This window comes from Nocardia sp. CNS-044 (assembly GCF_059570515.1).
This window is the reverse complement of sequence record NZ_JCANSX010000012.1, coordinates 176898-200948: the sequence shown is the minus strand read 5'-3', so window position 1 is coordinate 200948 and position 24051 is coordinate 176898. Positions and strand designations below refer to the sequence as shown.

At 70.3% G+C, this 24051-nt stretch carries 26 protein-coding genes; 13 read left to right on the top strand and 13 right to left on the bottom strand.

The annotated features are described in order from the left end of the window. Nucleotides 1-9: 9 nt before the first annotated feature. Both T333_RS31420 and T333_RS31415 read left to right on the top strand, forming a co-directional pair. Nucleotides 10-873: a GNAT family N-acetyltransferase gene (locus tag T333_RS31420; protein WP_354999361.1), complete on the top strand. Its 864-nt coding sequence runs from the start codon at nt 10-12 to the stop codon at nt 871-873. A gap of 108 nt (nt 874-981) precedes the next feature. Then, nucleotides 982-2769, top strand: coding sequence for a penicillin-binding transpeptidase domain-containing protein (locus T333_RS31415; protein WP_496426756.1), 1788 nt, complete (start codon nt 982-984; stop codon nt 2767-2769). 70 nt (nt 2770-2839) lie between these two features. On the opposite strand, the gene T333_RS31410 is transcribed toward T333_RS31415, so the two are convergent. Then, nucleotides 2840-3181: a peptidoglycan-binding domain-containing protein gene (locus tag T333_RS31410; protein ID WP_496426755.1), complete on the bottom strand. Its 342-nt coding sequence runs from the start codon at nt 3179-3181 to the stop codon at nt 2840-2842. Nucleotides 3182-3286: 105 nt separating this feature from the next. Then, nucleotides 3287-4423, bottom strand: coding sequence for a BTAD domain-containing putative transcriptional regulator (locus T333_RS31405; RefSeq protein WP_496426754.1), 1137 nt, complete (start codon nt 4421-4423; stop codon nt 3287-3289). A 232-nt stretch (nt 4424-4655) separates the two neighbouring features. Here T333_RS31405 and T333_RS31400 point away from each other — a divergent pair, with 232 nt between their 5' ends. Next, on the top strand, nt 4656-5972 hold the full coding sequence (locus T333_RS31400) for a serine/threonine-protein kinase (protein WP_354999365.1): 1317 nt from the start codon (nt 4656-4658) through the stop codon (nt 5970-5972). 4 nt (nt 5973-5976) lie between these two features. Here T333_RS31400 and T333_RS31395 read toward each other — a convergent pair whose 3' ends face one another. Then, on the bottom strand, nt 5977-6483 hold the full coding sequence (locus T333_RS31395) for a peroxynitrite isomerase (protein ID WP_496426849.1): 507 nt from the start codon (nt 6481-6483) through the stop codon (nt 5977-5979). Nucleotides 6484-6627: 144 nt separating this feature from the next. Between T333_RS31395 and T333_RS31390 the strand changes: the two genes are divergently transcribed. Together T333_RS31390 and T333_RS31385 are read left to right on the top strand one after the other, a co-directional pair. After that, nucleotides 6628-7221, top strand: coding sequence for a P-loop nucleotide/nucleoside kinase family protein (locus T333_RS31390; protein WP_354999845.1), 594 nt, complete (start codon nt 6628-6630; stop codon nt 7219-7221). A gap of 137 nt (nt 7222-7358) precedes the next feature. Further along, nucleotides 7359-7793: a DUF4254 domain-containing protein gene (locus T333_RS31385; protein WP_354999367.1), complete on the top strand. Its 435-nt coding sequence runs from the start codon at nt 7359-7361 to the stop codon at nt 7791-7793. A gap of 7 nt (nt 7794-7800) precedes the next feature. Here T333_RS31385 and T333_RS31380 read toward each other — a convergent pair whose 3' ends face one another. From T333_RS31380 to T333_RS31370, 3 genes are all read right to left on the bottom strand, one after another. Further along, entirely contained in the window at nt 7801-8292 is a 492-nt protein-coding gene (locus T333_RS31380; protein WP_354999368.1) for a hypothetical protein, read from the bottom strand. A gap of 143 nt (nt 8293-8435) precedes the next feature. Beyond that, nucleotides 8436-9827, bottom strand: coding sequence for an APC family permease (locus tag T333_RS31375; protein WP_496426753.1), 1392 nt, complete (start codon nt 9825-9827; stop codon nt 8436-8438). A gap of 83 nt (nt 9828-9910) precedes the next feature. Beyond that, nucleotides 9911-10771 carry a helix-turn-helix domain-containing protein gene (locus T333_RS31370; RefSeq protein WP_496426752.1) on the bottom strand — a complete coding sequence of 287 codons (861 nt, stop codon included), beginning with the start codon at nt 10769-10771 and terminating at the stop codon, nt 9911-9913. Between the two features lie 198 nt (nt 10772-10969). Between T333_RS31370 and T333_RS31365 the strand changes: the two genes are divergently transcribed. The 3 genes from T333_RS31365 (at nt 10970) to T333_RS31355 (ending at nt 11878) form a co-directional block, all read left to right on the top strand. After that, nucleotides 10970-11287 (top strand): hypothetical protein, encoded by a 318-nt coding sequence (locus tag T333_RS31365; RefSeq protein ID WP_496426751.1) that lies wholly within the window; start codon nt 10970-10972, stop codon nt 11285-11287. An 85-nt stretch (nt 11288-11372) separates the two neighbouring features. Next, nucleotides 11373-11702 carry a hypothetical protein gene (locus T333_RS31360; protein WP_496426750.1) on the top strand — a complete coding sequence of 110 codons (330 nt, stop codon included), beginning with the start codon at nt 11373-11375 and terminating at the stop codon, nt 11700-11702. Next, the gene (locus T333_RS31355; protein ID WP_496426749.1) at nt 11672-11878 is read left to right on the top strand and encodes a hypothetical protein; all 207 of its coding nucleotides are present in this window, start codon (nt 11672-11674) and stop codon (nt 11876-11878) included. Before T333_RS31360 ends, T333_RS31355 begins: the two co-directional genes overlap by 31 nt. Before the next feature lie 22 nt (nt 11879-11900). On the opposite strand, the gene T333_RS31350 is transcribed toward T333_RS31355, so the two are convergent. Further along, the gene (locus tag T333_RS31350) at nt 11901-14609 is read right to left on the bottom strand and encodes a helix-turn-helix transcriptional regulator (protein ID WP_496426748.1); all 2709 of its coding nucleotides are present in this window, start codon (nt 14607-14609) and stop codon (nt 11901-11903) included. Between the two features lie 244 nt (nt 14610-14853). On the opposite strand from T333_RS31350, the gene T333_RS31345 reads away from it, so the two are divergent. Then, nucleotides 14854-15396 carry an LppU/SCO3897 family protein gene (locus tag T333_RS31345; RefSeq protein ID WP_354999374.1) on the top strand — a complete coding sequence of 181 codons (543 nt, stop codon included), beginning with the start codon at nt 14854-14856 and terminating at the stop codon, nt 15394-15396. A gap of 53 nt (nt 15397-15449) precedes the next feature. On the opposite strand, the gene T333_RS31340 is transcribed toward T333_RS31345, so the two are convergent. Next, the gene (locus T333_RS31340) at nt 15450-16388 is read right to left on the bottom strand and encodes a GlxA family transcriptional regulator (RefSeq protein WP_496426747.1); all 939 of its coding nucleotides are present in this window, start codon (nt 16386-16388) and stop codon (nt 15450-15452) included. A gap of 187 nt (nt 16389-16575) precedes the next feature. On the opposite strand from T333_RS31340, the gene T333_RS31335 reads away from it, so the two are divergent. The 4 genes from T333_RS31335 (at nt 16576) to T333_RS31320 (ending at nt 18201) form a co-directional block, all read left to right on the top strand. After that, nucleotides 16576-17001 carry a DUF6010 family protein gene (locus T333_RS31335; protein WP_354999376.1) on the top strand — a complete coding sequence of 142 codons (426 nt, stop codon included), beginning with the start codon at nt 16576-16578 and terminating at the stop codon, nt 16999-17001. A gap of 68 nt (nt 17002-17069) precedes the next feature. Next, a complete protein-coding gene (locus tag T333_RS31330; protein WP_354999377.1) occupies nt 17070-17507 on the top strand; it encodes a phage holin family protein in 438 nt (145 codons plus the stop codon). Then, nucleotides 17504-17944 carry a DUF3618 domain-containing protein gene (locus T333_RS31325; RefSeq protein WP_354999378.1) on the top strand — a complete coding sequence of 147 codons (441 nt, stop codon included), beginning with the start codon at nt 17504-17506 and terminating at the stop codon, nt 17942-17944. Before T333_RS31330 ends, T333_RS31325 begins: the two co-directional genes overlap by 4 nt. Next, the gene (locus T333_RS31320; RefSeq protein WP_354999379.1) at nt 17941-18201 is read left to right on the top strand and encodes a DUF4235 domain-containing protein; all 261 of its coding nucleotides are present in this window, start codon (nt 17941-17943) and stop codon (nt 18199-18201) included. Before T333_RS31325 ends, T333_RS31320 begins: the two co-directional genes overlap by 4 nt. Nucleotides 18202-18224: 23 nt before the next feature. Here T333_RS31320 and T333_RS31315 read toward each other — a convergent pair whose 3' ends face one another. The 5 genes from T333_RS31315 to T333_RS31295 form a co-directional block, all read right to left on the bottom strand. Next, nucleotides 18225-18842 carry a TetR/AcrR family transcriptional regulator gene (locus T333_RS31315; RefSeq protein WP_354999380.1) on the bottom strand — a complete coding sequence of 206 codons (618 nt, stop codon included), beginning with the start codon at nt 18840-18842 and terminating at the stop codon, nt 18225-18227. Then, nucleotides 18839-20458 carry an FAD-binding oxidoreductase gene (locus tag T333_RS31310; RefSeq protein WP_496426746.1) on the bottom strand — a complete coding sequence of 540 codons (1620 nt, stop codon included), beginning with the start codon at nt 20456-20458 and terminating at the stop codon, nt 18839-18841. Before T333_RS31310 ends, T333_RS31315 begins: the two co-directional genes overlap by 4 nt. 78 nt (nt 20459-20536) lie before the next feature. Then, nucleotides 20537-21469 (bottom strand): short-chain dehydrogenase/reductase, encoded by a 933-nt coding sequence (locus tag T333_RS31305; RefSeq protein ID WP_496426745.1) that lies wholly within the window; start codon nt 21467-21469, stop codon nt 20537-20539. Continuing rightward, nucleotides 21466-22944, bottom strand: a complete 1479-nt coding sequence (locus T333_RS31300; protein ID WP_496426744.1) for a flavin-containing monooxygenase — start codon at nt 22942-22944, stop codon at nt 21466-21468. Before T333_RS31300 ends, T333_RS31305 begins: the two co-directional genes overlap by 4 nt. Nucleotides 22945-22984: 40 nt before the next feature. Beyond that, nucleotides 22985-24004, bottom strand: coding sequence for a PDR/VanB family oxidoreductase (locus tag T333_RS31295; RefSeq protein WP_496426848.1), 1020 nt, complete (start codon nt 24002-24004; stop codon nt 22985-22987). Nucleotides 24005-24051: the final 47 nt, after the last annotated feature.

Below are 24051 nucleotides of genomic sequence, written 5' to 3'. Positions count from 1 at the left end.
CTGTCGATTGTGCGGAGTCTGCTGGAGCCGACGCGAAGAGCGAAGTTCGCCCCCGCGCGTCAGCTCGCCAACCGGGATCTGGCGCAGGTCCTGCGAGTGCTCGACAGCGATCCGGTCGCCTCGTGCATGATCGCGGCCCGATTGCAGGAATACGGGCTGGACGCCAGGGGCGGGCACGGTGAGCTGTGGAGCCGCGGCGGCCCCGCCGAATCCCTCTGCTTCTCCGGAGCGAACCTGGTGCCGCTGCGCGGCGACAACGACGCCTTGCGTGCTTTCGCCGACCGCGCGACGCGCTGGCCGCGGATCTGCTCCTCGGTGGTCGGCCGCCAGGAACTCGCGCTGCCGCTGTGGGAGATGCTGAGCGACAGCTGGGGCCCGGAGCGGGAACTGCGCGGCACCCAACCGCTGCTCGCGCTCGGCCAGCCCGCATTGGCCACGGCCGACCCGCAAGTGCGCAGGGCACGACCGGACGAGCTGGACCGCTACCTCAACGCGGCGATCGCCATGTTCATCGAGGAGGTCGGCGTCGATCCGAGAGCGGGCGACGGCGGTCGCGGCTATCGGCGCCGCATCCAGAACCTCATCGAATCCGGCCGTGCCTGGGCGCGTTTCGAGGACGGCGAGGTGGTCTTCAAGGCCGAGGTCGGGTCGATGTCCCGGCGCACCGGTCAGATCCAGGGCGTGTGGGTGCATCCGGACCGGCGCGGCAAAGGCGTCGGCACCAGCGGGACCGCGGCGGTGGCCAACGCGGTGGTGGCCTCCGGGCGCACCGCGAGCTTGTACGTGAACGACTTCAACACGGTGGCCCGCCGCGCATATGGCCGTGTTGGATTCCGTCAGATCGCGACATTCGCCACCGTCCTGTTGGACTGAACGGCTCACGGTCCCGGTGAGCGAGGCCGGAAACCACCCCGCCTCGATCGGCCGAGAAACGGTGCGCCGCAGGCAATTGCCGGTAATTGGCCAGTACCATCGGCAGCGATGCCGACACGCATGTTGATTCCGCTGGCCGTCGCGGTGCTCGCCGCCGCGGCTGCGGGCTGCTCGGCCGGTCCGCAGGGCCCGGCGCCCGCCGCCGACGCCTTTGTCGCCGCCTTCGCCGAGAACGATCTCACCGCGGCCGCCGAACTCACCAGCCAGCCCGAGAAGGCCACCGCCGCACTGACTTCCGCGTGGCAGAACCTACAGGCGGAGGAACTGACCGCACGCACGGGCGCGGCCCGCGTCACCGGTGACACAGCGACCGTCGATTACACCTACGAGTGGCGGCTGCCGAAGAACCGCACCTGGACCTATACCGGCCAGCTGCAGATGGGCCGCACCGGCGGTCGCTGGATGGTGCGGTGGACGTCCTCGAACATCCACCCCGAACTCGGCGACACCCAGACCATGGAGCTGCGCGCGAACCCGGCCCCGCGCGCCAGGGTGAACGAGCAGTCCGGCAGTGATGTCCTGGTGCCGGGCAAGGTCTCTCGCGTCGCCTTCACCGCGGCCGACGCCGCCGATCCCGCCGCGGTGGCGACCGCGCTGTCGCGAGCACTGCTGCGTTTCGACGAGCGCCTCACCCCCGAGACCATCCTGAAGGCGGCGCGGAACACCAACGGCGCCTACACCGTCCTGCTGCTGACCGAGGTCGAATACAACCAAGTCGGCTCCGAACTCATCGGGCTGCCCGGTGTGACGCTGACCCAGGAGTGGGACATGGTGCCCACCGACCGCGCCTTCGCCCCCGATCTGATGACGCAGGTGCGCCAGACGGTGATCGCCGAGGTGGACGGCAAGTCGGGCTGGAGCGTGGTCACCATGAACACCCACGGCGCCGACACCGCCGTGCTCACCGAGGTGCCCGCGCAACCGGCGCCGTCGTTCGCGCTGAGCATCGACCGCTACGTGCAGAACGCCGCCCAACGCGCCGTCGACCTGCGCACCGAGCAGACCATGATGGTCGTGCTGCGCCCGTCGACCGGCGCGATCCTCGCGGTCGCGCAGAACGAGGAGGCGGACCGGGACGGGCCGATGGCCACCATCGGCCAGTATCCGCCCGGCTCGGTGTTCAAGACGGTGACGGCCGCTGCGGCCATGGCCGAGGGCCTCGCCACGCCCGACACCGTGCTGCCCTGCCCGAGCAGCATCGTCATCGGCGAGCGCACCATCCCCAACTACAACCATTTCACCGTCGGCAACGTCCCGATGGCCACCGCCTACGAACGGTCCTGCAACACTTCCTTCGCCAAGCTCGCCAGCCAGCTGCCCGCCGACGCGCTGGCGACGACCGCCGCGAAACTTGGAGTGGGCCAGGACTATTCGGTGGTCGGGCTGCCCACCGCGTCCGGATCGGTGCCACCCGCCGACGATCTGGTGCAGCGCACCGAGGACGGGATCGGTCAGGGCAAAGTCGTGGTCAGCCCGTTCGGCATGGCGGTGATGGCGGCGACCATCGCGCACGGCTCGGCGCCCGTGCCGTACCTGATCGCCGGGCGGCCCACCGTAGTCGAGGGAGAGCGGCCCGCGATCGCGGCGGAGGTGATCGAAGGATTGCGCGCGATGATGCGCAAGGTGGTCACCGGCGGCACCGCCGAACGCATCGCCGATCAGGGCGAGGTGTACGGCAAGACGGGCGAGGCCGAGGTCGACGGCGGCTCGCACTCGTGGTTCGTGGGGTACCGCGGTGATATCGCCTTCGCGACGTTGCTGGTCAAGGGCGGCAGCTCGGACAACGCGGTGGCGGTGACCCGAGATATGTTCGCCGCGTTGCCGACTGGGTACTGACGGCGGCCACCCGGCGTGCCCGACGACGCCGGGCCGCTGGGCAGCACGCGCCGGTGCGACGCCCGTGAGATCAGTAGAAGTACAACGCCGTCCACGTGTCCGGCCCGACCACGCCATCGATCTTCAGGCCGTGCGCGGACTGGAACTTCTCGACGGCCTGTCGGGTGTCCGGCCCGAAGGCGCCGTCGATCTTCACCGGGTAACCGTGCAGGTGCAGCAGACACTGTGCCTGCCGGACGGCGTCGCCGCTGCTTCCGTAACTGATGGTCGGGTGCGAGTCGCTGTACCCGCAGCCCTTGGCGCGCTCGGCGGGATCGCTGTCCTTCGGGGCCGGGGCGGCCCACGCGGGCGCGGGCGCGGTCAGCAGACCGGCGGCGAGGGCGATGGCGGCGATCAGGGTACGAAAAGTCATGGGAACCATCCATTGTCGAGTGCTACTGGACGGGAGCGGTGCTCCCGATCAGCAAGCTATGGCCCTCGACTTCGGCGAATCTCGAGACTTTCTGCAATCGCCTGGTCAGGCCGGTGGCGCGGGTTCCTCGTTGGCCCCGTATCGCAGCCGCGTCGAGCCGACCCGGATGATGTCGCCGTCCGTGAGCGCGGTGTCGGTGCGGATCGGCACCTCGTTGACGTAGACACCGTTGGCCGAATCCCGGTCCCTGATGAAGATCCCGTCGTCGCGGTGCAGGATGCGCGCGTGCTTGCGGCTGACCCGCGCGTCATCGAGCACGATGTCGTTGTCGGATTCGCGGCCGATCCGCAGGCCCGAGGGCGGCACCGGAATCCGCTTCCCGTCGCCGACGCGTAGCCAGGCCAGGCGACGGATGTTCGGCAGGTCTCGGGTGGTGGCGGTCCGGGTGGACGGCGCCTCCGACAGCACCCGATGGTTGCGCACCGCGTCCTCCAGCTCCACTGTCTCCGGCTGCGGATCAGCGCCGAGTTCGTGAACCAGGTTGCGGCGCAATCGGAGGCAGGCGGCCAGCGCGTCGGCCTGCCGTCCGGACACGTACAGCGCCTTGATGAGCAGCCGCCACACCCGTTCGTCGACGGTGCGTTCGGCGGTCGTCGCGGTCAGCTCGCCGATCACCGCGCTCGCGCGCCCGTCGGCGATATCGGCGGCGATTCGGTCGACGAGCACGTCGTGTCTGCGCTCGGTCATATCGGTCGCGAAGTTGGCGGCGAAGCCGAGTTCGTCGAGACCGGTCAGCGGAGCGCCGCTCCACTCGTCCAGGGCTGCCGCGAAATACGCTGCGGCCTTGCGGGAGTCGCCATCTCGCGCGGCCGCCGCGCCACGGGCGCGCGCCACTTCGAAGCGGCCGACGTCGCACTGGTCGTCGGTGATGTCGAGAAGATATCCCGCGTCGACGGTGCGCAGGACGTCGCGATCCGGAATTCCGGCTCCGCGCAGGACGGTACGCAGATTCGACACGTACGCGTAGAGACCGTCCATGGCGCGCGGTGGCGGATCGTCGCCCCAGACCGCCTCGAGCAAGGCGGTTTTCGGGACCGCCCTGCGTCGGTTGACGACGAGCACGGCCAGCAGCGCGCGCGGCTTCGCGCCGGACAGCGCGATGTGGTGGCCGTCGACCAGCAGCCGGACCGGCCCGAGTATTCGCACGTCGACCGAGGGCGGATCGGAACCGGCGCTGGCCACGGCACATCCCTCCCAACTACACTGCGCGCCAAGTCGTCTCGCGATGCGAAGGCGACGGTGAGTGGATTCAGCATACGCATCGCCCGCGGTCGGCGGCGGACCCTCGCGGAGCGAAACCGCTTCGCGGGCAGCGGGCTTTCCGCACGATTGCCGGGCAGATCGGCGCGGGTGCGGGCTACACGGGTGGAGCGCCGATCGCACGGACGCGGTGGCACAGGGAGGTGCGCGGAGGGTGGTCGCTTCGGAATTGGTGCCGGGCTCGGTGTTCGCGGGTCATCTGATCGAACGACGGCTCGGTTCCGGCGGAATGGGCACGGTGTATCTCGCCAAGCACCCGACGCTGCCCATGCGGGTGGCGCTCAAGGTGGTCGGCGCGGATCGCGCCGACACCGAGTACGCCGCGCTGTTCCGTCGTGAGGCGCGGCTGGCGGCCGGTCTCGACCATCCGAACATCGTGGACGTCAAGGACTTCGGCGAGGAAGACGGCAGGCTGTGGATGTCCATGCGCTACGTGCCCGGCGGCGACCTCGCGGCGCTGATCCGCGCCCACCGCTCGGGCGTCGAGTTCGGCCGGGCGGTGCACATCGTGGCCGAGGCGGCCAAGGCCCTCGACTACGCGCACGAACACCATGTCGTGCACCGGGACGTGAAGCCCGCGAACATCTTCGTCACCCCCGGCGACGCGGGCGCGGACCGGGTGCTGGTCGGGGATTTCGGCATCGCGCGCCGGACGGACCCCGCCGCCACCCAGACCGACACCGGTGTCCGAGCGTTCACCGAGTCCTACGCCCCGCCGGAACAGCGCACCGGCGGACGCGTCGACCGGCGCGCGGATGTCTACGCGCTGGGCATCACATGCTACGAACTGCTGACCGGCCGATTGCCCGCCGCGATGATCGCCGATCCGCTGCCGGAAGGCGTCGGCGCGGTGCTGGCCAAAGCCACGAGGGACGTTCCGGACGAACGGTACGAGTCGTGCGGCGAGCTGGCCGCGGCGCTGGCCGGGGCGACGCGTGCCGAACCGAAGCGTGGCTTCGGAACTCGCAGGAGGGTGGCGGCGTTTGGGGGCGTGGCCGCGGCACTCGTCGGCGCTGCCGTGTTCTTGTCGGTGCGTGCGGATTCCGGCTCCAGGGCGCTGCCCGAGCCGACGGGCACGACGGGCTTGTCTCCGCGCTGCTACTTCACCACCGAGGCGCCCAGCGGCGACGGATACCACGTCGTGCTGCCGACCACGAACGACGGCGGACGCCGCTGCATCCTGTCCTACGTCGACTCCCATCCCGGCGGTCCCGAGGCGCCGCGCGCCGCGCCGATCGAGGGCGTACGCGCCCTCCAAGACGCGCTGCGCCGGTGTTACCAGCGGGATCTGTCGGACGCCGACGGCTTCTACGGCACCGCGACGGGCCTGGCCGTGCTGTACGCGCAGGACCTGCACGGCATCGACAAGGACGGCGTGTTCGGGCCGCAGACCTCGGGCGCGATGCGCTGGCCGCGCTATCGCGACGCGGGCGGCGAGTTCGAGTCCTGCGTGGCGGTCGGGCCGCCGTGACGGGTCAGGCGCGGTGCAGGGTCGCGGCCAGGTGGTGGGTCGAAGGTTCGCCGACCGCGGCCATCCGCAGCGTGTAGTCGATGGTGTCGCCCGCGACACGGAACGACCGGCCCAGCGCCGTCACCAACTTCGCCGTGCTGCTGCGGCCGATGCTGGTGGAGTCGAACTCCATGCGCACCTCACCGTCGGTGATGGTGAGCTCGCCCTCACAGATCTCGGTGACGCCGGTCGGGTGGGCGAGGATCAGCTCGACGTGGTCGGGCCGCGGGCAGCGCAGATAGCCGGTCTCGGCGTGCATCGACCTGCTGCCGTCGGCCGCGCGGGTGCGCTGACGGTAGGTGAGGAACGGGCGGCCCAGATGGCCGAACCGTATCTCCTCCAGGTAGTCGAACGGTTCGATGGTCGGGTATTCACCGTGCCCGCCGCCGCGCCAGGTGCCGAGCAACGAGGCGAGCGGTGCGATATCGGGATGAGGAGCGACGGACGGTAGGGGTTCGACCACGGCGGACAGCCTAGACCCGTGTTCGCCGCCTCGCTCCCCGAGTCCCGAAATTGCACCGACCTGGGCTCCGGGACGCCGGGCCGAGGGGCGCACCGCGGCCGCGCGCGCTTGCCACCCCCGCCCCGTCCCGGGTGCGTAACCTCGGACCATGTGATGGAGACAGACTCGCTCGGCCACGCGGTACGACGCCCGCGGCTGGTCGTCGTCAGCGGCCCGCCCGGCTCGGGGAAGACGACCTTGGCGCACGCGCTCGGCCGAACCGTCGGCTGGCCGGTGATCAGTCGGGACGAGATCAAGCAGGGGATGGCGGACGCCGATCCCACGTTCGAGCCCGCACCGGAGGACGAGCTCGCGCTGCGTACCCTCGACACCTTCTTCGAGGTGCTCGCCGTGTTGGCGCGCGCGGGCGTCGACACAGTGGCCGAGGCGGCTTTCCAAGATCGCCTGTGGCGGCCCGGGCTCGAGCCGCTGGTCGAGCTGGCCGATCTCCGGTTCCTGCACTGCGTCGTGGACCGGGACGTCGCGGTGGATCGCATCGCCCGCCGCAGGCGCGACGAGCCGCTGCGGCGCGTGCATTCCGCGCCCGGCGAACCGGATCCGGCGGCGCTCGGTGCCCGGCACGACGCGTTCCAGCGGGTGCGGCTGGACGCGCCCGCCCTCGAAGTGGACACGACAGGCGGATACCGACCGGGGCTCGACGAGATCGCCGCCTTCGCAAAGGATGCGCGGATCATCGATATCCGTTGAAGCGCCGCGGGATTCGGCCGCCGGGTGGTACACCTCTGATAGGCCTGGTACGCGCGGGCAGGGCGGGCGGACCGCTTGTCCGCTTCCCCGCCGCGGCGCGGCTCCGGAATCATGGTGGCGCGGGGAGGCGGTGCGATGTGACGACCGACAACTGGATGGTGCCGGGCAAGGAGCAGCTGGTCGCGGCCTGCCGCGGGTTTCCGCACGACGATCACCCGATGCTGGAGGCTGCGGGCGAGCTGGCGCAACTGCACGCGCTGCGGGAGCGCACGCCGGCCCGCGAGGTGGCGAAGCTGGACCGGCGGCGCGACCAGCTGGTCCGGGCCATCGACCGGTGGATGACGCTGGCGACGCCGGTGCCGGGCGGCGCCGCACACGCGCACAGCGAGACCGTCGGGCGGATGGTGGACCGGCTCGCGCAGCTCACCACCCAGGCCTGCGTCCCGCTGGCGGCGGCGCCGGACCCGGTCTTCTACGAGGCGTGGGTGCAGGTCGTCGAACTCGCCGACGTCTACCAGGATCTGGTGGACGCGCTGCAAGCGGGAACGCGCCGGGTGCCGGACGGTGTCTAGGCCCTGTCTAGCGCCCGCGACCGAAGAGCCGGAATCCGCGCCCGCGCCGCTGCGGCAGCGTCGCGTACACCATCGTCATATCGGCGAACACCTCCGCCTCCTGCTCGCGCTCCGCGCCGAATTCGTTGCGCCCCAGCACATGCTGCGCCGCCATCGAGGGCAGCAGCGCGGCGAGCTTCGGCGACAGCGGCGGGGCGTCCTCGGAGTCGTCCCTGCCGTGGCCGAGCAGCATGTGCCCGATCTCGTGCAGGATGATGTGATCGGCATTGCGCTCGGTGGCCTCGGCGTCGTACACGATGATGTCGTCGTGTTTGCGGGCGACCCACAGACCTTTGCCGCGACAACCGTTTTCGGCGAGCATCTCGGCCGGCACCGGTCGCAGCGAGATGGAGCGCCCGCGGTGCGCAGCCACCTCGGCCAGGTAGGCGTTGAGGTTCCACGGACTGGGCAGCGGCACCGTCCGGTGAGCGTCGCCGAAACGGGCTTCCATGCTGGTCATCGGCGCTCACTCTACCGACACCGCAGCGCCGCGTCATCCCGGTGATCGGTCACATGGGTGCCGTGATCGATTGCGGCCGACCGGGTTCCGCACACCTCGCTGGCGCGGCTACCTGCGCGAACAGCGGTGTTCTCGGTCGCGGATCAGGCTTCCGGAGTCGGCGCCGCGGTCTTCGGCGGAGTGCCCCGCTGGGAGCGGATCGCCAGCTGGTTCAGCAGCCACAGCGCGATGCCGATGGCGAGCAGCACGCCCGCGATCAGGTACTGATCGGGGTTGCGGTCGGTGAACGGCGTGACGAGGAACCCGCAGGACAGCGCCCCGACAACGGGGAGGAAGGTCGGCGTGCGGAAATGTTTGTGCTCGACCGGATCCCGCCGCAGTACCAGCACCGCGACGTTCACCACCGTGAACACCGCGAGCAGCAGCAACGCGGTGGTGCCGCCGAGTTCGGGCACCTCGCCGACGAACGCGATCAGGCCGAGCGCCAGCAGCGTGGTGAAGACGATCGCGACCTGCGGCGTTCGCCGCCGGGCGTGCACCCGGCCGAATGCGCGCGGCACGACGGCTTGCCGCGCCATGCCGTAGAGCAGCCTGCTCGCCATCAGCATGTTGATCAGCGCCGAGTTGGCCACGGCGAACATGGTGATGAACGCGAAGACGTGCGTCGGGAATCCGGGCGCGCCGACCTCGACGACCTTCAGCAGCGGGGTGTCGCCCTCACCGAGTTGCTCGGTGGGCACCAGCGCGACCGAGGTGATCGAGACGAGCACGTAGATCGTTCCGGTGACGAGCAGTCCGGTCAGCAGCACCTTGGGGAAGATCCGGTTCGGTTCCTTGCACTCCTCGGCCATGTTCACCGAGTCCTCGAAACCCACCATCGCGTAGAAGGCCAGCGTGGTCGCCACGATCACGCCGCCCAGCGCGCTGCGGTCGCCGGTCTCGAACTCGGTGATGCGCCCGAAATCGCCGTTGCCGAAGCCGAGCGCCCACAGCCCGATCGCGATGACGATCAGCAGGCCGGTCAGCTCCACGCAGGTGAGCAGCACGTTCACCTTGACGCCCTCGCTGACGCCGCGCAGGTTGATGGCCGCGATCACGGCCATGAACGCCAGCGCGACGGCGGTGATCGCGATACCGGTGCCGACTTCGAAGTCGAAGGCCTCGGCGAAGTTCGCCGCGAACGCGCGCGAGGCCGTGGCGGCCGAGGTGATGCCGGAGCTCAGCACCGCGAAGGCGACCATGAAGGTGAAAAAGTGGATGCCGAACGCCTTGTGCGTGTACAGCGCCGCCCCCGCGGCGTGCGGGTACTTGGTGACCAGCTCGAGGTAGCTGAACCCGGTGACCAGCGCGACGAGGAACGCGACGACGAACGGCGCCCACACCGCGCCGCCCACCTCGGCGGCGACTCGCCCGGTGAGCGCGTAGATGCCGGTGCCGAGAATGTCGCCGACGATGAACAACAGCAGCAGTCCCGGCCCCATCACCCGATGCAGACTGGGTTCGGGCGTGGCTGGTTCGGCGGACACGTCGGACATCGGAGACTCCTGTGCGCGGTGACGGGGGGGACCTTGGAGTACCCATTCTTCCGGCGCGACAGTCGCCGGAACACCGCAGAACGCTAGCTCATCCGGGCGACGATCTCCTCGATCAACGCGACCGAATCGCGCGGACTCAGCGCCATCGCCCGGAGCTGGTCGAAGATCACCCCGAAGCGGCGGACCTCGTTGTGGCCCTCCACGAGTGTGTCGCCCGCGATGCCCTCCACGTACACGAGTTCGTTGTCATCGGGATTCTCGAAGTCGAGCAGCGTGAACGAGCCCGCCATGCCTGGATGAGCGCCCGCGTTGAACGGAAGGATCTGCAGGATCACGTTCTTCCGCTTGCTCTCCAGCAACAGCTTCTCCAGCTGCCCGCGCATGGTCTGCTGGCCGCCGACCTCCCGGCGGATCGCCGCTTCGTCCAGCACCACCCACAGTTCGAGCGGCTTCTCCTTATCCAGCACCGTCGCACGGTTCAACCGGGCGTGGACGCGGCTTTCCATGATCGCGGTCTCGACCTTCGGCATGGACGTGTCGATCACCGCGGCCGCGTACTGCTCCGTCTGCAAAAGGCCTGGAATGTAGGAGGTTTGGTAATGGCGGGCCGACAGTGCCTCGGATTCGAAGTTGATGTAGGCCGCGTACACCTCGGTGAGATTGGCCTCCCAAGGCCGGGACATGCCGGGCTTCTGCGCGTCCGACAGGAGCTCGAGCGCGTACTTGCGCCGGTCGGAATCGACCTCGTAGATGTCGAGCAGGGTGTTCAGCGTGCGGCGCTGCGGACGGGCCTGGGCCTGTTCGATCCGGTACAGCGTCGTCACGTTGATCCCGGTGCGGCTGCTGACTTCCTCTTTGCTGAGTCCGACTTTGTCGCGCATCTCGGTCAGCAGCGCCGCGAGTCGGCGCAGGCCGGCGGTGAGAACCGTGCGCTTGCCCGCCATACCGCAATCCTTTCGTGGTGACAGCGCATCAGCCTACCGTCGTGTTCTTCGTGTTTTCGGCCGTTTTCGGCGCGTTCGGGGGTTGCGCGGCGCCCGTTCGTCGCGCTGTTCGACGCGGCGACGCCGGAGGGGACGCTCGTCGATCGGCTCGTCGCGCTGTGCCACGTCGGTATGCAGCGGCTGGACCACGATCGTGACGTGACCCGGATCCTGTTGCGCGACAACTCGATCGACCCCGGCGTTCTGGAGGTGTTCCAGCGCGAGGAGTACGGCGTGGTGATGTCGGTGGTGACGCGGGCGCTGGCGCAACTTGCCGGCTCGGGCGGCGGCGAGCAGGACTGGACGGCCACGGCCGCGGTGCTGGTCGGCGCCCTCGCGCACTACTGGCTGATCACCGACATCTTCGACGGCGAGCACCCGGCGTCTGTCGACGCGGACCGCTACCTGCGTGCCACTGCGGAGCTGGTCGCCGCCCGGCTGGACTGGGCGGGCCACCGAGGAGAGGAAACACCGTGAACACACACATCACCGTCATCGGCGGCGGCTTGGGAAGCTGGGTTTCCGTGTCGACGGCCGCCTCCGGCGACTGCCGCCGGTCCGGATGCTGCGCGCCCAGGCGCGGCTCGGGCTCACCGCACCCGTGGACGTCGACTTCCGTACCTGGGCCGGGGGCCGCTGGGGCGAGGCGACGGCGGAGCGGATGGCGAGCGCGATCAGCGTGGTCACCTACGACGCCGACACCGGCCGCCTCTCGGCCGCGTTCGTCTGGGAGTTGTTCCAAAGGGTGTTCAGCGCGCCCATCCCGGCCGTGCGCTGGTGCGCGGCGGCTGGCAGCGCGTGGTCGACCGGATGGCGGCGCGTGCGACAGAGCTCGGCGTCGCCGTCGAAACCGGTTCGCGGGTGGACGAATCGCCGACCGACGGACCGGTGATCGTGGCCACCGACGTGCACGCGGCCCGCGTCCTGCTCGGCGACGACAGCCTGACCTGGCCCGGCGGCTACTGCGCCCTGCTCGACATCGCCGTCACCGCCGACCGCCGCGACCGCTCGCTCGTGTTCGACCTCGACGAGGGCGGCTTTCACGAGAGTTACGTAGCCGAACCGTAAGCCGGTCGAGGGTTCCGCTCGCCTAGCTCAATTCGCGATCCAGCTCGCCGAGTTTGTGGGCGATGCCCGCGCGGCCGCTCAGGTCGAGCTTGCGCAGGATGCGGCTGAGGTGGTCCTCGACGGTGCGCGGGCTGAGGTAGAGCCGCTGGGCGATCTCCTTGTTCGGGTGGCCGCGCGCGGCCAGTTCGGCGACCTCGCGCTCGCGCGCCGTCAGCGCCGTCGCGCCGCCGGGGGTGCGGCCACCGGCGAGGCGGCGCTGCAGCGAGGTCGTCGCGACTACCAGCTGGGTCGCCCCCGCGGCCGCGAACGTCTCGCGCGCGGCGACCAAGCGCCGGGTGGCGACGGCGAAATCGCCGCGGCGCCCAGCGATCTGCGCGGCGAGCAGTACCGCTTGCGCGCGGTCGACCGGCATATCGGCCCGATCGAACCACCCGAGGCAGGCCGTGACCGCGGCTTCCGCCGAGTCGAGATCATCCGTCGCGCAGCAGTATTCGGCGCGAGCCGACGAAGCGGCCGCCAGCTGACTCGGCAGCCCCAGGTGGGCGGCCGCCGCCTCGGCCCGGCTGACCAGCTCGTCCGCCGCGGCGTGATCTCCGCCGCCCAGCGCCAGATTCGCGTACCGCGCCAGCTGGGTCGGCTGCATGGGCCCCGGCCGGTTGTCGGTCACAGGTGGGACGCCAGGTTCGATCACGCCGAGCCGGACACCCACCTCGTGCACCGTCATCTCCACCACCTGCCGCCACCAACGCATCACCGGTCGCGGCTGGTCGGCGAGAATCGTCCACTGCCGCAGCACGTCCTCGCGCGCCGCGGTCAATTGCAGCGCACGGAGTTTCAGCGCACCGGCGAACGGGATCAGATCGCCGTAGCCGAACTGCCGCGCCATGTCGTCGGCGTCCTCGGCGGCGGCCAGCGCCTCGCCGACGCGGCCGTGCTTCATCAGGCAATAGGCGCGCACCGTGTGCAGTTCGGCCAGCGCGTAGCTGCGCCCGAAGCGGCGGCTGACCTGCACCGCGCGGTCCAGATGCGCCAAACCTCTCGCGTGCGTGTCGAGGAAGTACGCCGCCCAGCCCAGCGCGGGCGTCGCGTGCACCACTTCGCGCAGCCGGTCGTCGTCGAGACGCTCGAATGCCAGGTCGGCCTGCTCGAAACCCGCGCGCGCCGCTCCGATACGCAGTTCGGCCACCGCGCCGAGGCAGCGCAACGCGGTCGCGGCCGCGCCCACCGCGGGGTCGGTGATCGCGTCGGAGGCGAACAGCGCGTCCAGCCGCGCCCGTCCCTCGACGTCCTGATGGTCCTGCAACTCCAGGATGGCCAGCTCCAGCTGGACGGGCCCGTCGCCGGGCAGCAGCGGCAACTCGGCGGCCGCTGCGAGCAGGGCCCGCGCCAGGTCGACCCGGCCGAGCATGCGTTCGCAGCGCGCCGAAAGCAGCAGTGCCTCCAGCTGATACGCGCCCGGGCGAGCGGTCAGCGGTTCCAGCGCCTCCCTGGCCCGCGCACCCGCGCCCGAGAGTAGGAGCGCGCGTCCGAGCAGCAGCCTGTCCTCGGGCGGTTCGGGCTGCGCGCCCGGGGCCGCGCGCAGGGCGGCGGCGATCCACCGCGCGCTGGTGGCGGGCGAACTCGGCAACACCTGCGCCGCTGCGCCTTTCAGCTCCGCCGCCGCGACCGGATCAATGCCGAGCAGGCCGAGCTCGAGGTGGCGGGCGAGGGCGGGCAGGGCCGCGCCCCGTTGCCGGAGCAGCACCGCCGCCCTGCGGTGCGCGGCGGCCCGCCAGCCCGCGCCCGCCAGCCGATGCGCGGCCGTGCGGATCAGTGGATGGCCGAACGTCACCGACGATCCGGTGACCTCGACCAGTGCCCGCCTGCTCAGTTCGTCGAGCGCGGCGGTGACCGCGTCGATCGGCAATTCGGCTGTGGCGCACAGCATCTCGAGATCGGCGTGCGCGCCGCACAAGGCGATCGCCTGCGCGACGAGTCGTTCCCGATCCGGCAGCTGCGCGAGTTCGGCGCGCAGCGTGCGATCCAGACCGGGGTAGTCGCACTCGGCCGGGTCCTCGCCGTTGATCGCCCGCTCCACTTCGTGATCCGGGAGGTCGGCGAGCAACAGCAGGTAGAGCGGATTGCCGTGGGAGGCCGCGAGTAGCCGAACGCGACGCGCGGCGGTCACGTCCGGCAGCAGGGCGGCGACCTCGGTGCCGGTGAAGGGCGGCACCCGCACCGAGCGGGTCGCGGCGCCGGTCGCGGTCAGCACCCGGGTGAGCGCCACCGGACACTGGCCGGAGCGATAGGCGAGCAGGAGGCGGAAAGTCGGCGCGGGGCGGTTGCGGACGAGGTAGGTCAACACGCGGACGGATTCGGCGTCGAGCCAGTGCGCGTCATCGATGACGAGCAGTGTGCCGGTCGTCGCGAGGTGCCCGCGTAACGCCCGGCCGAGCCGGTTGGCGTCGCCGTCGGGCGGCACGTCGGTCAGGTCCGCACCCGCGTCGGCGAGCCGTTCCAGCACATCGTGAACGACGTGCAGCGGTTGCGGCTGCTCGTCCTCGGTGGCGGTCACCGCGAGCACCCGCGAGCCGCGGCGGGTGGCAAACGGGGCCAGCGCCGCGAGCAATCGGGATTTGCCGATACCCGCCTGACCGTCGACCAGCAGCACCCATGGCCCATCGGGCGATTCCAGGGCGGCGGCGAGCGCGGCGAGCTCGGCGCGGCGTCCCACGAATGCGCGCTCGACCATGATCCTCCGCCGACTTCCGGCAAACCTGCCGCGAAACAACCCCGGGCGAGCTTAACCGGTGCCGTGCCGCCACGGGGGAATCCCGTGTTTTCCCGGATGCTGGCCGCGCGATTGTGCGATTGGGTGTTCGAGGCCGATCGCGACCCTCCGGGGGATGCGCCGAAGGGCACGGCGACGGCCGGAGTTCGGCGCCACGAGGGGTACTCCGGTCGGCCGCCTTCGCATCGACGAGAAAGTGACACGAATGAGATTCGTTGGTTCTGGCATCCGCACGCGGCTGCCGCTGGTGCTCGCCACCGTGGCCGCGTTGGGCGCGCTCGGCTGTTCGGCGGTCGAGAAGGGCGCCGACATGGTCCAGGATGCCGGGAAGTCCGACACCGCCCGCGCGAACGTGGGCGACTGCATCAACGTCATCGAGGGGTCGATGATCGACTCCAAGACGGAGCCGGTGGACTGCTCCTCGGACCAGGCCGTGTACAAGGTCGTGCAGGTCTTCGACGACAAGACCGAATGCCACGAGGACTACACCTCCTACGAGGAGACCCTCAACGGCGGCACCACCGCGTTCCTGTGCCTGGCCCCGAACTTCAAGCAGGGTCTCTGCTACAACGAGAGCATGATGACCGGCTACAAGTACGTGGCCTGCACTGCCGCGGAGGCCAGCTTCAAGGTCGTGCAGCGCATCGACGGCCAGGCCGACGAGAACCTGTGCGGCGAGGACGCCGACAAGTTCCTCACCTTGTCCGAGCCCAAGACCACCTTCTGCCTGGGCAGCCCGAAGAGCTGACCCGGGCCAACCTGATCGGCCGCACCACTTTCGGTGCGGCCGTTCGGCTTTCCTCAGCGAAAGGCGCGCCGGTAGGTGTCCGGACTGACGCCGGCGGTGCGCTTGAAGCGTTCGCGGAAGGCGGTGGGCGAGCCGAAACCGACTTGGGCGCCGATCCGTTCGACGGTGTGGTCGGTGGTCTCCAACAGGTGCTGGGCCCGGTGTACGCGGGCGCGGTGCAGCCATTGCAGCGGTGTGGTCCCGGTCTGCTCGCGGAACTGCCGCAGCAGCGTGCGGGTGCTCGTTCCGGCCTCGGCGGCGATGTCGGCGAGGGTGAGGTTGCGAGAGAGGTTGTCCTGCAACCACGTCAGCAGCGGTTCCAACGCCGAGCCGCGCGGGGTCGGGGGGAACGACTGGATGATGAATTGGGCCTGCCCGCCTTCGCGCTCCAGCGGCATGACCGACAGCCGTGCCGCGTCGGCGGCGACGGCCGAACCGTAGTCGCGCCGGATCAGGTGCAGGCACAGGTCGAGCCCGGCGGCCGCGCCCGCGGAGGTGAGGAACTGGCCGTTGTCGACATAGAGGACATCGGGATCGACGGCGATGTCGGGGTGGCTCGCCGCGAGCGCGTCGGCAGCGAGCCAATGCGTGGTCGCCCGCAGCCCGCTCAGCACTCCGGTGGCGGCGAGCGGGAAGGTGCCCGTGCAGATGGAAGCGATCCGGGTGCCCGCGGCGGCGGCCGTCCGCACGGCGTCGGCGATCGCGGGCGAGAGCGGCGCGGTGGGGTCGGCGACGCCGGGAACGATCACGGTGTCGGCGCCGGACAACCCCTCCAGCCCCCACGGCGCCCGCAGGGTGAAGGCGCCCGCGTCGACCTCGGGTCGCTCGGCGCAGACCCGGACCTGATACCCGGGGCGCCCGTCCGGCAGCCTCGTCCTGGTGAAGACCTCGATCGGGGTGGACAGGTCGAAGGGGATCACCCGGTCCAAGGCGAGGACGGCGACCACATGCATGGCTACAACTTAGCTGAGCAACGGGTTCCCGCCACCGGTTCCGACATGGCTGAATGCCGGGGAGAACGAGCTCATCGGCTGGTGGCGATTTTCCGTTGGTGTCTGGCCTGAATGCCACTGGGCGGCGCGGGATCGGTTGCCTAACTTCGGTGGCGACCTCGTTCGCTCGCCCAGGAGTCGTCCCACCATGACCTACCTCGCCCCGCTGCTCGTCGGCGTCGTCTACATCACGCTGATGTCCCTGATCCGCGAACCCCATCGCCGCCACTTCAACGCCATCATGGTCGCGGGCGCGGGCGCGGCGTATCTCAGCGGCGGCGGGTTCGCCGCGTGGGAGTTCGCGTTCACAGCGGTCGTGACCTACTGCGCCTACCGCGGTCTGCGGTCGTGGACGTTCATCGGCATCGCCTGGTTGCTGCACACCGCGTGGGACTTCCTGCACCACCTCCAGGGCAATCCGATCGTCCCCTTCCTGCACGACTCGTCCCTCGGCTGCGCCCTCTGCGATCCCGTCATCGCCCTGTGGTGCCTGCGCGGCGGGCCCGATGTAATCGCCTGGGGGCGCAGCCGGATCCGCGCGCTCGTCTCGCGGGAGCCGGTGCGCGCGTCATAGCTTGCGCGCGCACCGTTTCACCTGCGTTTCGCCGGGTAACCGGCCACCGAACGGGAGGTGAGAGGCACATGACCCATACGACAGACGCGCGGCCCGTGGCGTCGCAAGCGCGACCCGCACCGGATACGCGTTCGGTCGCCGAACTCGTCGACGATGCGACCACGCAACTCACGCGGCTGGTTCGCGACGAAATGCAATTGGCCCGGCTGGAGATGCAGGACAAGACGAAGGGCATCGCCAAGGGCGCCGGCCTCGCGGGGGCGGGCAGCCTGCTGGCGTTCTACGGCGGCGCGGCCTTGATCGCGGCCGCGGTGCTGGCGTTGGCGATCCCGCTGCCGGATTGGGCGGCGGCGCTGATCGTCGGCGTGGCACTGCTCGCCCTCGGCGGCGTGCTGGCGTTGGTCGGCAAGAGGACGGTCACCGAGGCCGCGCCGCCGGTGCCGAGCGAGGCCATCGAAGGCGTCCGCGACGATATCGAGGCCGTGCAGAAGAGGAGCCGACGATGAGCGATGTCGGGCGACCGAACATTCCGAACGGATCCGAGGCCCTGCGCCGGGATCGAGACCAGGCGCGGCAGCAACTCGGCGAAACGGTCGCGGAGCTGACCGGCAAGTTCGACATTCCCGGCCGCGTGGAGGACAAGGCGCACGAGACCGCGGACGCGGCGCGCCACCGGGTCGCGGACGCCAAGCAGCACGCGCACGAGACCGCGGACGCGGCGCGTCACCGGGTCGCGGACGCCAAGCAGGCCGCGCGCGAGACCGCGGAACAGGCGCGCGCCCACGCCGGGCACCTGGTCGACCGCGCCGCCAAAGCGCCGGAACCGGTGATCCACAAGGGCAAGCAGCTGGTGGGCGCGGCCCGCATGCGGCCCGCGCCGATCGCGGCGGCCGCGGTCGCCGGTGTGGTGTTGTTCTGGTGGATGCGGCGGAGGCGGGCATGACGACGCTCTACAAACCCCTCGGCATGATCGTCGGCGTGCTCGGCGGCGTCGCGGCCAACACGGTGTTCACCCAGGTGTGGCGCCGGGTCAGCGGCGAGGAGCAAGCGCCGAGCGCCACGGCGCGCGAATACGGCTGGCGCGAAGTGCTCGTCGCCGCCGCGTTGCAGGGCGCCATCTTCGGTTTGGTCAAGGCCGCCGTGGATCGCGCGGGCGCGACGGGATACCAGCGCCTGACGGGCACCTGGCCGGACAAGTAGCGAACCCGGCGAATCCGCGCGAGTCAGCCGCGCGGATTCGCCGGTGCGCGAAGGGCTTCGAACAGGCGCACACAGCGCGCCGTCATCTCGTCGGGGGAGTGGTGTGGGTGCTCGCCCCACCACGAGACGACGGTGGACACGATGCTGAACCAGATCGCCAGCAGCAGCGAGTGATCCTCCGGGTCGGTCACCGCGGCATCGGCGAGCACCTGAGCCGACCCCTCGGCGCCCATGGCGTTCAAGGCTTTCTGATAGCCGCGCGCCAGCTCGGCCGCCGGACCACCGGCGGGCAACGTGCTGTCGTAGATGATCTTCCAGTTCTGCACCCGCCCGTCGATGGCGGTGAAGATCGCGGCCAGTGTGGCCAGAGCCTTGCCCTCCGCTCCCGAAACGGCCTGTGCCGCGGACACCGCCGCGACCAACCCGTCGCCCGCGCGGCGTACGCAGGCGGCGTGCAGACCGTCGCGGGACTCGAAGTAGTTGTAGATCAACGGTTTCGACACACCGGCCGCGGCCGCGATATCGGCGACCGAGGCCTTCGCGTAGCCGCGGTCGCCGAATTCCACGGTGGCGATATCGAGGATCTGCTGCTCGCGCCGTTCCCGTGGCACGCCTTTGGTGCCCGCCTTGCTCAGCGTCATGCGCCACCACGCGCGATCGGATCGATCAGCACGCCGGGGTTGAGGATCCCGGCCGGGTCGAGCGTCGACTTCGCCGCGCGCAGTGCGGCGGCGAACGGCTCCGGGCGCTGCCGGTCGTACCACGGCCGATGGTCGCGGCCGACCGCGTGATGGTGGGTGATGGTGCCGCCCGCTGTCGCCAGCGCCTCCGAGACCGCCGCTTTGATCTCGTCCCACTGCTCCACGGTCCGCCCCCAGCGACCCGCGGCGTAGATGCCGAAATACGGTGCGGGGCCGTCCGGATAGACGTGCGTGAACCGGCAGCTGACCACTCCCGGCACGCCGAGCGTCTCGAAGGCGGAGGTCGCCGCTCGCAGCACCGCTGCCCGCAGATCGTCGAAACGGTCCCAGGTGCAAGCGGTTTCGAAGGTCTCCACGATCATGGACTGCGCCGCGAGGGCGTCGCGCTGGTAGGGCATGCGCAAAAAGGAGGAACGCCAGGTGTCCGACGCGCCGCCGCTCGCCTTCCGCTCGGCCGCGTCTGTGCTGCGCACCCCGTCGGGGAACCGGCCGCCGTGATCGCGGCAGATCCGCACCGCCCATCGCATCGGCTCGTCGACGGGGTGATCCGCCGACTCGAAGCCGAGCACCAGAACGCCGCCCGCGGAACTGGTTCCGGCGTTGAGGAACGCCTCCACCGGATCGAGCAACCGGCAGTTCGTCGGGAACAAGCCGGATTGGGCGATGGTCCTCGTCGCGGCGACCGCCTGGGCGTAGTCGTCGAAGACCACCGACGCGCCCGCCCGCCAGCGCGGCCGGTCCTGCAACCGCATCCACGCCTCGGTGATCACGCCGAGCGTGCCCTCGGAGCCCAGGAACATCCGGTCCGGCGACGGCCCCGCGCCGGACCCCGGCAGTCTGCGCGATTCGCTGACGCCGATCGGTGTGACGACCCGCATGGACTCGACCAGGTCGTCGATGTGGGTGTAGACGGTCGCGTAGTGCCCGCCCGCGCGGGTGGCCAGCCAGCCGCCGAGGCTGGAGAACTCGAACGACTGCGGGAAGTGGCGCAGCGTCAGATCGTGTTGGCGCAGGGCGTCTTCCAAGGCGGGCCCGAGGATACCCGCCTGGACGCGCGCGGCTCGGCTCGTGCGGTCGATCTCCAGCACTTGGTTCAGACCGCTCAGATCCACCGCCACTGTCGCGGGATATTCAGCGGCGCAACGAGGTTCGACGCCGCCGACCACCGACGTGCCGCCGCCGAACGGAATCGCCGCCACCCCGGCGTCGGTGCACCAGTCGAGGACGTCGATCACGTCCCGCTCGGTGCGCGGGCGCACGACCTGATCGACCACGTGGTCGACGCGGCCGAGGAGGTTGCGCACCACGTCGCGGAAGGCCTGTCCGTGCGAGTGCGTCACGCGGTCGACCGGATCCTCGGAGGCCAAGGGCGCCAACGCGTCCGGCACCCGCACCCGCGGTGCGGGCAGTTCCAGCGAGGACGGATCGGGCGCCTCGTGCACGGTGAGGTCCGCGCCGGGCAGCAGCGCCGCCACCCGACGCGTCAACGCCGCCCGCTCCTCGCCGATCACGGCGCCCGCCACGGTTCCCCAGCCCCACCACGATCGCGTCGCCATCCGCGTCCTCTCCACGATTCGAATTGACCCGATAGTAAATTAACTATGAGTCAGTTCACAACCGTGTGGTCGAGGCAGTCAGGTCGGGTTGGGATTCCGTTCCGACCGAATGCGCTGTTCCAGGCGGTTCGTCAGCGAGCGCACCCGCTCGTCGGCGCTGAGCTGCTGATCGAGAACCACGTTCAACGCGCCGCGCAGCATGGCGTACGGCTCCCAGCCCGCGGGCGCTATCGTGCGCGGCGCGCGCCTGGCGATGCCGTCGGCGAGGGACGCGGCGGCCTCGGCGGCGCTGATCCGCTTGTTCAGCGGCCACGGCAGCAGGTCGCCGAATTCCGCGCCCATGTCGTCGTCATCGAGCGTGCCGTGGGTCATCGCGGTATCGACGACGCCGAAATACGCGACGCCTGCGGTCGCGCCCGAGGCGGCGAGCTCGACGCGCAGCGCCCTGCCGAACTGCTCGACGCCCGCCTTGCTCACCATGTACGGCGAACCGCCCATCCCCGGCGCGAACGCCGCGCAGGACGACACGACGACCACGTGCCCGCGCGCGGCGACGATGTCGTCGAGAGCGGGGTGGACGGTGTTGAAGACGCCGGTCAGGTTCACGGCCAGGACGCGGTCGAAGTCCGCCGGATCCATCAGCCGGATGCTCGACGGTTTCGGCACGATGCCCGCGTTGGCCACGACGACGTCGATGCCGCCGAAATGCTCGCGCACCCGGCCGATCGCGTCCCGCATGTCCGCGCGATCCGCCACGTCGGCCCGCACGCCGATCGCGCGCCCACCGAGACGTGCCGCGGCGGCGGTGGCCGCCGCGCCGTCGATGTCGACCAGCGCGAGCCGCGCGCCCCGCTCGCGCAGCAGCCGGGCGAGGGCGAACCCGATGCCGGTCGCGCCGCCCGTGATCACCACGACCTTGCCCGCGACGTCGTACTGCCCTTGATTACCCGCCAACGCGGCGGGAACCACGCGCAACAGCTGTCGCACGGTATGGAAGGTGTTCGCGCTCATCGCAGACTCGATTCGTAGGATTCGGCGTCGAATTCGGCGACGCGACGCCGATACTGGAAGCTCCAGTCCGGATACAGACCGGCGTTGCGACCGTCGGCGGTGGTGTAGTAGCTGTCGCAGCCGCCCTTCAACCAGACGGTCTCCCTGCTGCGTTCCTCCATCTCGTTCAGGAAGGACCGCTGCACGCCCGGACGCACCTCGACGCGCCGGATACCCTTGTCGCGCATCGTCTTCAGCGCGTCGACGATGTAACCGATCTGCCCCTCGATCATGTAGATGGCCGACTGATTCCCTGCCGCGCCGAACGGCCCCAGCGTGCAGAACATGTTCGGGAACCCGGCGGCGGCCGCCCCGAGATAGCTGCCGGGACGATCCCGGTACGCCTCGGCGATCGACCGGCCGTCCTTGCCGACGATCCGCTCGTACAACTGCGGCAGCGAACCGAAACCGGTGCCCCACACGATGGTGTCGACCGGGTATTCCGCGCCCGTGTCGGTGACGATCGAGTGCGGCCGGATCTCCGCGATGCGCTCGGTCACCACCTCCACGTTGTCCCGGGTGAGCGCCGGGTAGTACGCGTCGGAGAAGATGGCGCGCTTGCAGCCGATCATGTAGTCGGGAGTCAGCTTCTCGCGCAATTCGGGATCGCTGACCTGCCGATGCAGCTGCCACCGCGACAGCGCCTGGAACGGGTGCCGGAACCGCCGGTCCACGAAACCGACGAGCCCGAAGCTCTCGATGCCCGCGAAGTACGCGCCGCGGATCGCCTTGCCGAGCATTGGCATTCGTCGCAGCAGCGCCCGCTCGACGGCATGCGTCCGCCGGTCCATCCGGGAGACGATCCACGGCGCGGAGCGCTGGAACACCGTGAGCCGCCGCACGATCGGCTGAATCTCCGGAACGAACTGCACGGCGGACGCGCCCGTCCCGATCACGGCGACGCGCTCGCCGGTGAGATCGTGTTCGTGATCCCAGTGCAGCGAATGGAACTGCGCGCCTTCGAAATCGCCGATACCGGGAAAGTCCGGAATCTTGGCCTCGCTGAACGGGCCGACGGCCGAGATCAGCACTTCGGCCGTGAGCTCGCCCCGTTCCGTCTCGATATGCCAGCGCAGCGCGGCCTCGTCCCACTCCGCGCGAACCAGCGGAGTGTCGAACCGCATGTGCCGCACCACATCGTGGCGCTCGGCCACCGAGCGCAAGTAGTCGAGAATCTCCGGCTGGGTTCCGTAGGTGCGCGACCAGTTCGGATTCGGCGCGAACGAATACGAGTACAGGTGCGAGGGCACATCGCAGGCGCAGCCCGGGTAGGTGTTGGCCTGCCAGGTGCCACCCAGCTCGCTCGCGCGCTCGAGCAGGACGAAGTCGTCGAAGCCCGCTTCGCGCAGCTTGACGGCGAGGCCGATGCCCGCGATGCCCGCGCCGATCACGACGATCGCGCGGTGCTCGGGGTCTGTTCCGCTGGGTGCGGCCATGAAGGGTCTTCCTTTCCGAAACGGGCGCCGTTGCCCGTGGTCAGATATCGAGGACGAGTTCGTCCCCGAGCGCGCGCGAAACGCAGGTGAGCATGGCGGAATCCCGCTCGGAATCCGTGAGAAGCCGGTCACGGTGGTCGATCTCGCCACCGAGCACCCGCGTCTTGCAGGTGCCGCAGAAGCCCTGCCTGCACGAGAACGCCGTGCCGGGCAAGACGCGCCGGATGGCGGACAGCGCGGATTCGTCGGCGCCGACATCGACCGTCGTCCCACTGCGCCGCAACGCGATGCGGAACGGTTGCCCGTTGTGGACGGGTAGCGGCGAGAACCGTTCGGTGTGCACCGAGGCGGTCGGGTCGGTGGCGGAGAGCACGCGTCGCGCGGATTCCATCAGCGGCGGTGGCCCGCAGACGTACACGGCGGCGCCGCGCGGCGCCTCGGTCATCAGGGCGTCGAGAACGGGGACGCCGAACTCGTCGTCCGGCCGCACCTCGAGGCGGCCGCCTCGGCAGCGTTCGAGCTCGCCGAGAAACGGCATGCTCGCCCGCGATCGGCCGAGGTAGATCAACCGCCACGGCAGACCGCGGTGCGCGCACTCGGTGACCATCGGCAGGATCGGGGTGATGCCGATCCCGCCCGCGACGAACAGGTACGCGGGCGCGTTGACGAAGGTGAACGCGTTGCGCGGCCCGCGTATCCGCAGCAGGTCGCCTTCCCGGAGTTCGTGCAGCTCGCGGGAACCGCCGTCGCCATCGGCGATGCGGCGCACCGCGATTCGGTACTGCACCCGGCTCGCCGAGTCGCCGGTCAGCGAGTACTGGCGCTGACGTCCGGACGGCAGGAACACATCGATGTGCGCGCCGGGAATCCAGGTCGGCAGCTCGGCGCCGGTGGGCGAGCGCAGCGACAGGCTCACCACGTCCTCGGCCTCGACGACGCGGGCGTCGATCCGCAGCGCCATGTCGAAACCTGTGCGCCGCACCGGATTCGGGCGTGACAGCAGCCCGGCCGTCGCTTCGGCGGTGAACGCGCGCTTGTAGGCGTCGAGCAGACCGGCCATCGCGCGAGCCGGGAGCGGCGGGCGATAGTTCCCGGTCACGACGGCGC

What these genes read in the sequence shown, in the direction of transcription:
- T333_RS31295 (WP_496426848.1), bottom strand. Translation starts at nt 24,004, where the DNA reads ATGGCCGGTCTGCTCGACGCCTACAAGCGCGCGTTCACCGCCGAAGCG.
- T333_RS31350 (WP_496426748.1), bottom strand. Translation starts at nt 14,609, where the DNA reads ATGGTCGAGCGCGCATTCGTGGGACGCCGCGCCGAGCTCGCCGCGCTC.
- T333_RS31320 (WP_354999379.1), top strand. Translation starts at nt 17,941, where the DNA reads ATGACGACGCTCTACAAACCCCTCGGCATGATCGTCGGCGTGCTCGGC.
- T333_RS31375 (WP_496426753.1), bottom strand. Translation starts at nt 9,827, where the DNA reads ATGTCCGACGTGTCCGCCGAACCAGCCACGCCCGAACCCAGTCTGCAT.
- T333_RS31410 (WP_496426755.1), bottom strand. Translation starts at nt 3,181, where the DNA reads ATGACTTTTCGTACCCTGATCGCCGCCATCGCCCTCGCCGCCGGTCTG.
- T333_RS31345 (WP_354999374.1), top strand. Translation starts at nt 14,854, where the DNA reads ATGAGATTCGTTGGTTCTGGCATCCGCACGCGGCTGCCGCTGGTGCTC.
- T333_RS31315 (WP_354999380.1), bottom strand. Translation starts at nt 18,842, where the DNA reads ATGACGCTGAGCAAGGCGGGCACCAAAGGCGTGCCACGGGAACGGCGC.
- T333_RS31360 (WP_496426750.1), top strand. Translation starts at nt 11,373, where the DNA reads ATGCTGCGCGCCCAGGCGCGGCTCGGGCTCACCGCACCCGTGGACGTC.
- T333_RS31340 (WP_496426747.1), bottom strand. Translation starts at nt 16,388, where the DNA reads ATGCATGTGGTCGCCGTCCTCGCCTTGGACCGGGTGATCCCCTTCGAC.
- T333_RS31300 (WP_496426744.1), bottom strand. Translation starts at nt 22,944, where the DNA reads ATGGCCGCACCCAGCGGAACAGACCCCGAGCACCGCGCGATCGTCGTG.
- T333_RS31325 (WP_354999378.1), top strand. Translation starts at nt 17,504, where the DNA reads ATGAGCGATGTCGGGCGACCGAACATTCCGAACGGATCCGAGGCCCTG.
- T333_RS31380 (WP_354999368.1), bottom strand. Translation starts at nt 8,292, where the DNA reads ATGACCAGCATGGAAGCCCGTTTCGGCGACGCTCACCGGACGGTGCCG.
- T333_RS31330 (WP_354999377.1), top strand. Translation starts at nt 17,070, where the DNA reads ATGACCCATACGACAGACGCGCGGCCCGTGGCGTCGCAAGCGCGACCC.
- T333_RS31310 (WP_496426746.1), bottom strand. Translation starts at nt 20,458, where the DNA reads ATGGCGACGCGATCGTGGTGGGGCTGGGGAACCGTGGCGGGCGCCGTG.
- T333_RS31370 (WP_496426752.1), bottom strand. Translation starts at nt 10,771, where the DNA reads ATGGCGGGCAAGCGCACGGTTCTCACCGCCGGCCTGCGCCGACTCGCG.
- T333_RS31335 (WP_354999376.1), top strand. Translation starts at nt 16,576, where the DNA reads ATGACCTACCTCGCCCCGCTGCTCGTCGGCGTCGTCTACATCACGCTG.
- T333_RS31415 (WP_496426756.1), top strand. Translation starts at nt 982, where the DNA reads ATGCCGACACGCATGTTGATTCCGCTGGCCGTCGCGGTGCTCGCCGCC.
- T333_RS31305 (WP_496426745.1), bottom strand. Translation starts at nt 21,469, where the DNA reads ATGAGCGCGAACACCTTCCATACCGTGCGACAGCTGTTGCGCGTGGTT.
- T333_RS31390 (WP_354999845.1), top strand. Translation starts at nt 6,628, where the DNA reads ATGGAGACAGACTCGCTCGGCCACGCGGTACGACGCCCGCGGCTGGTC.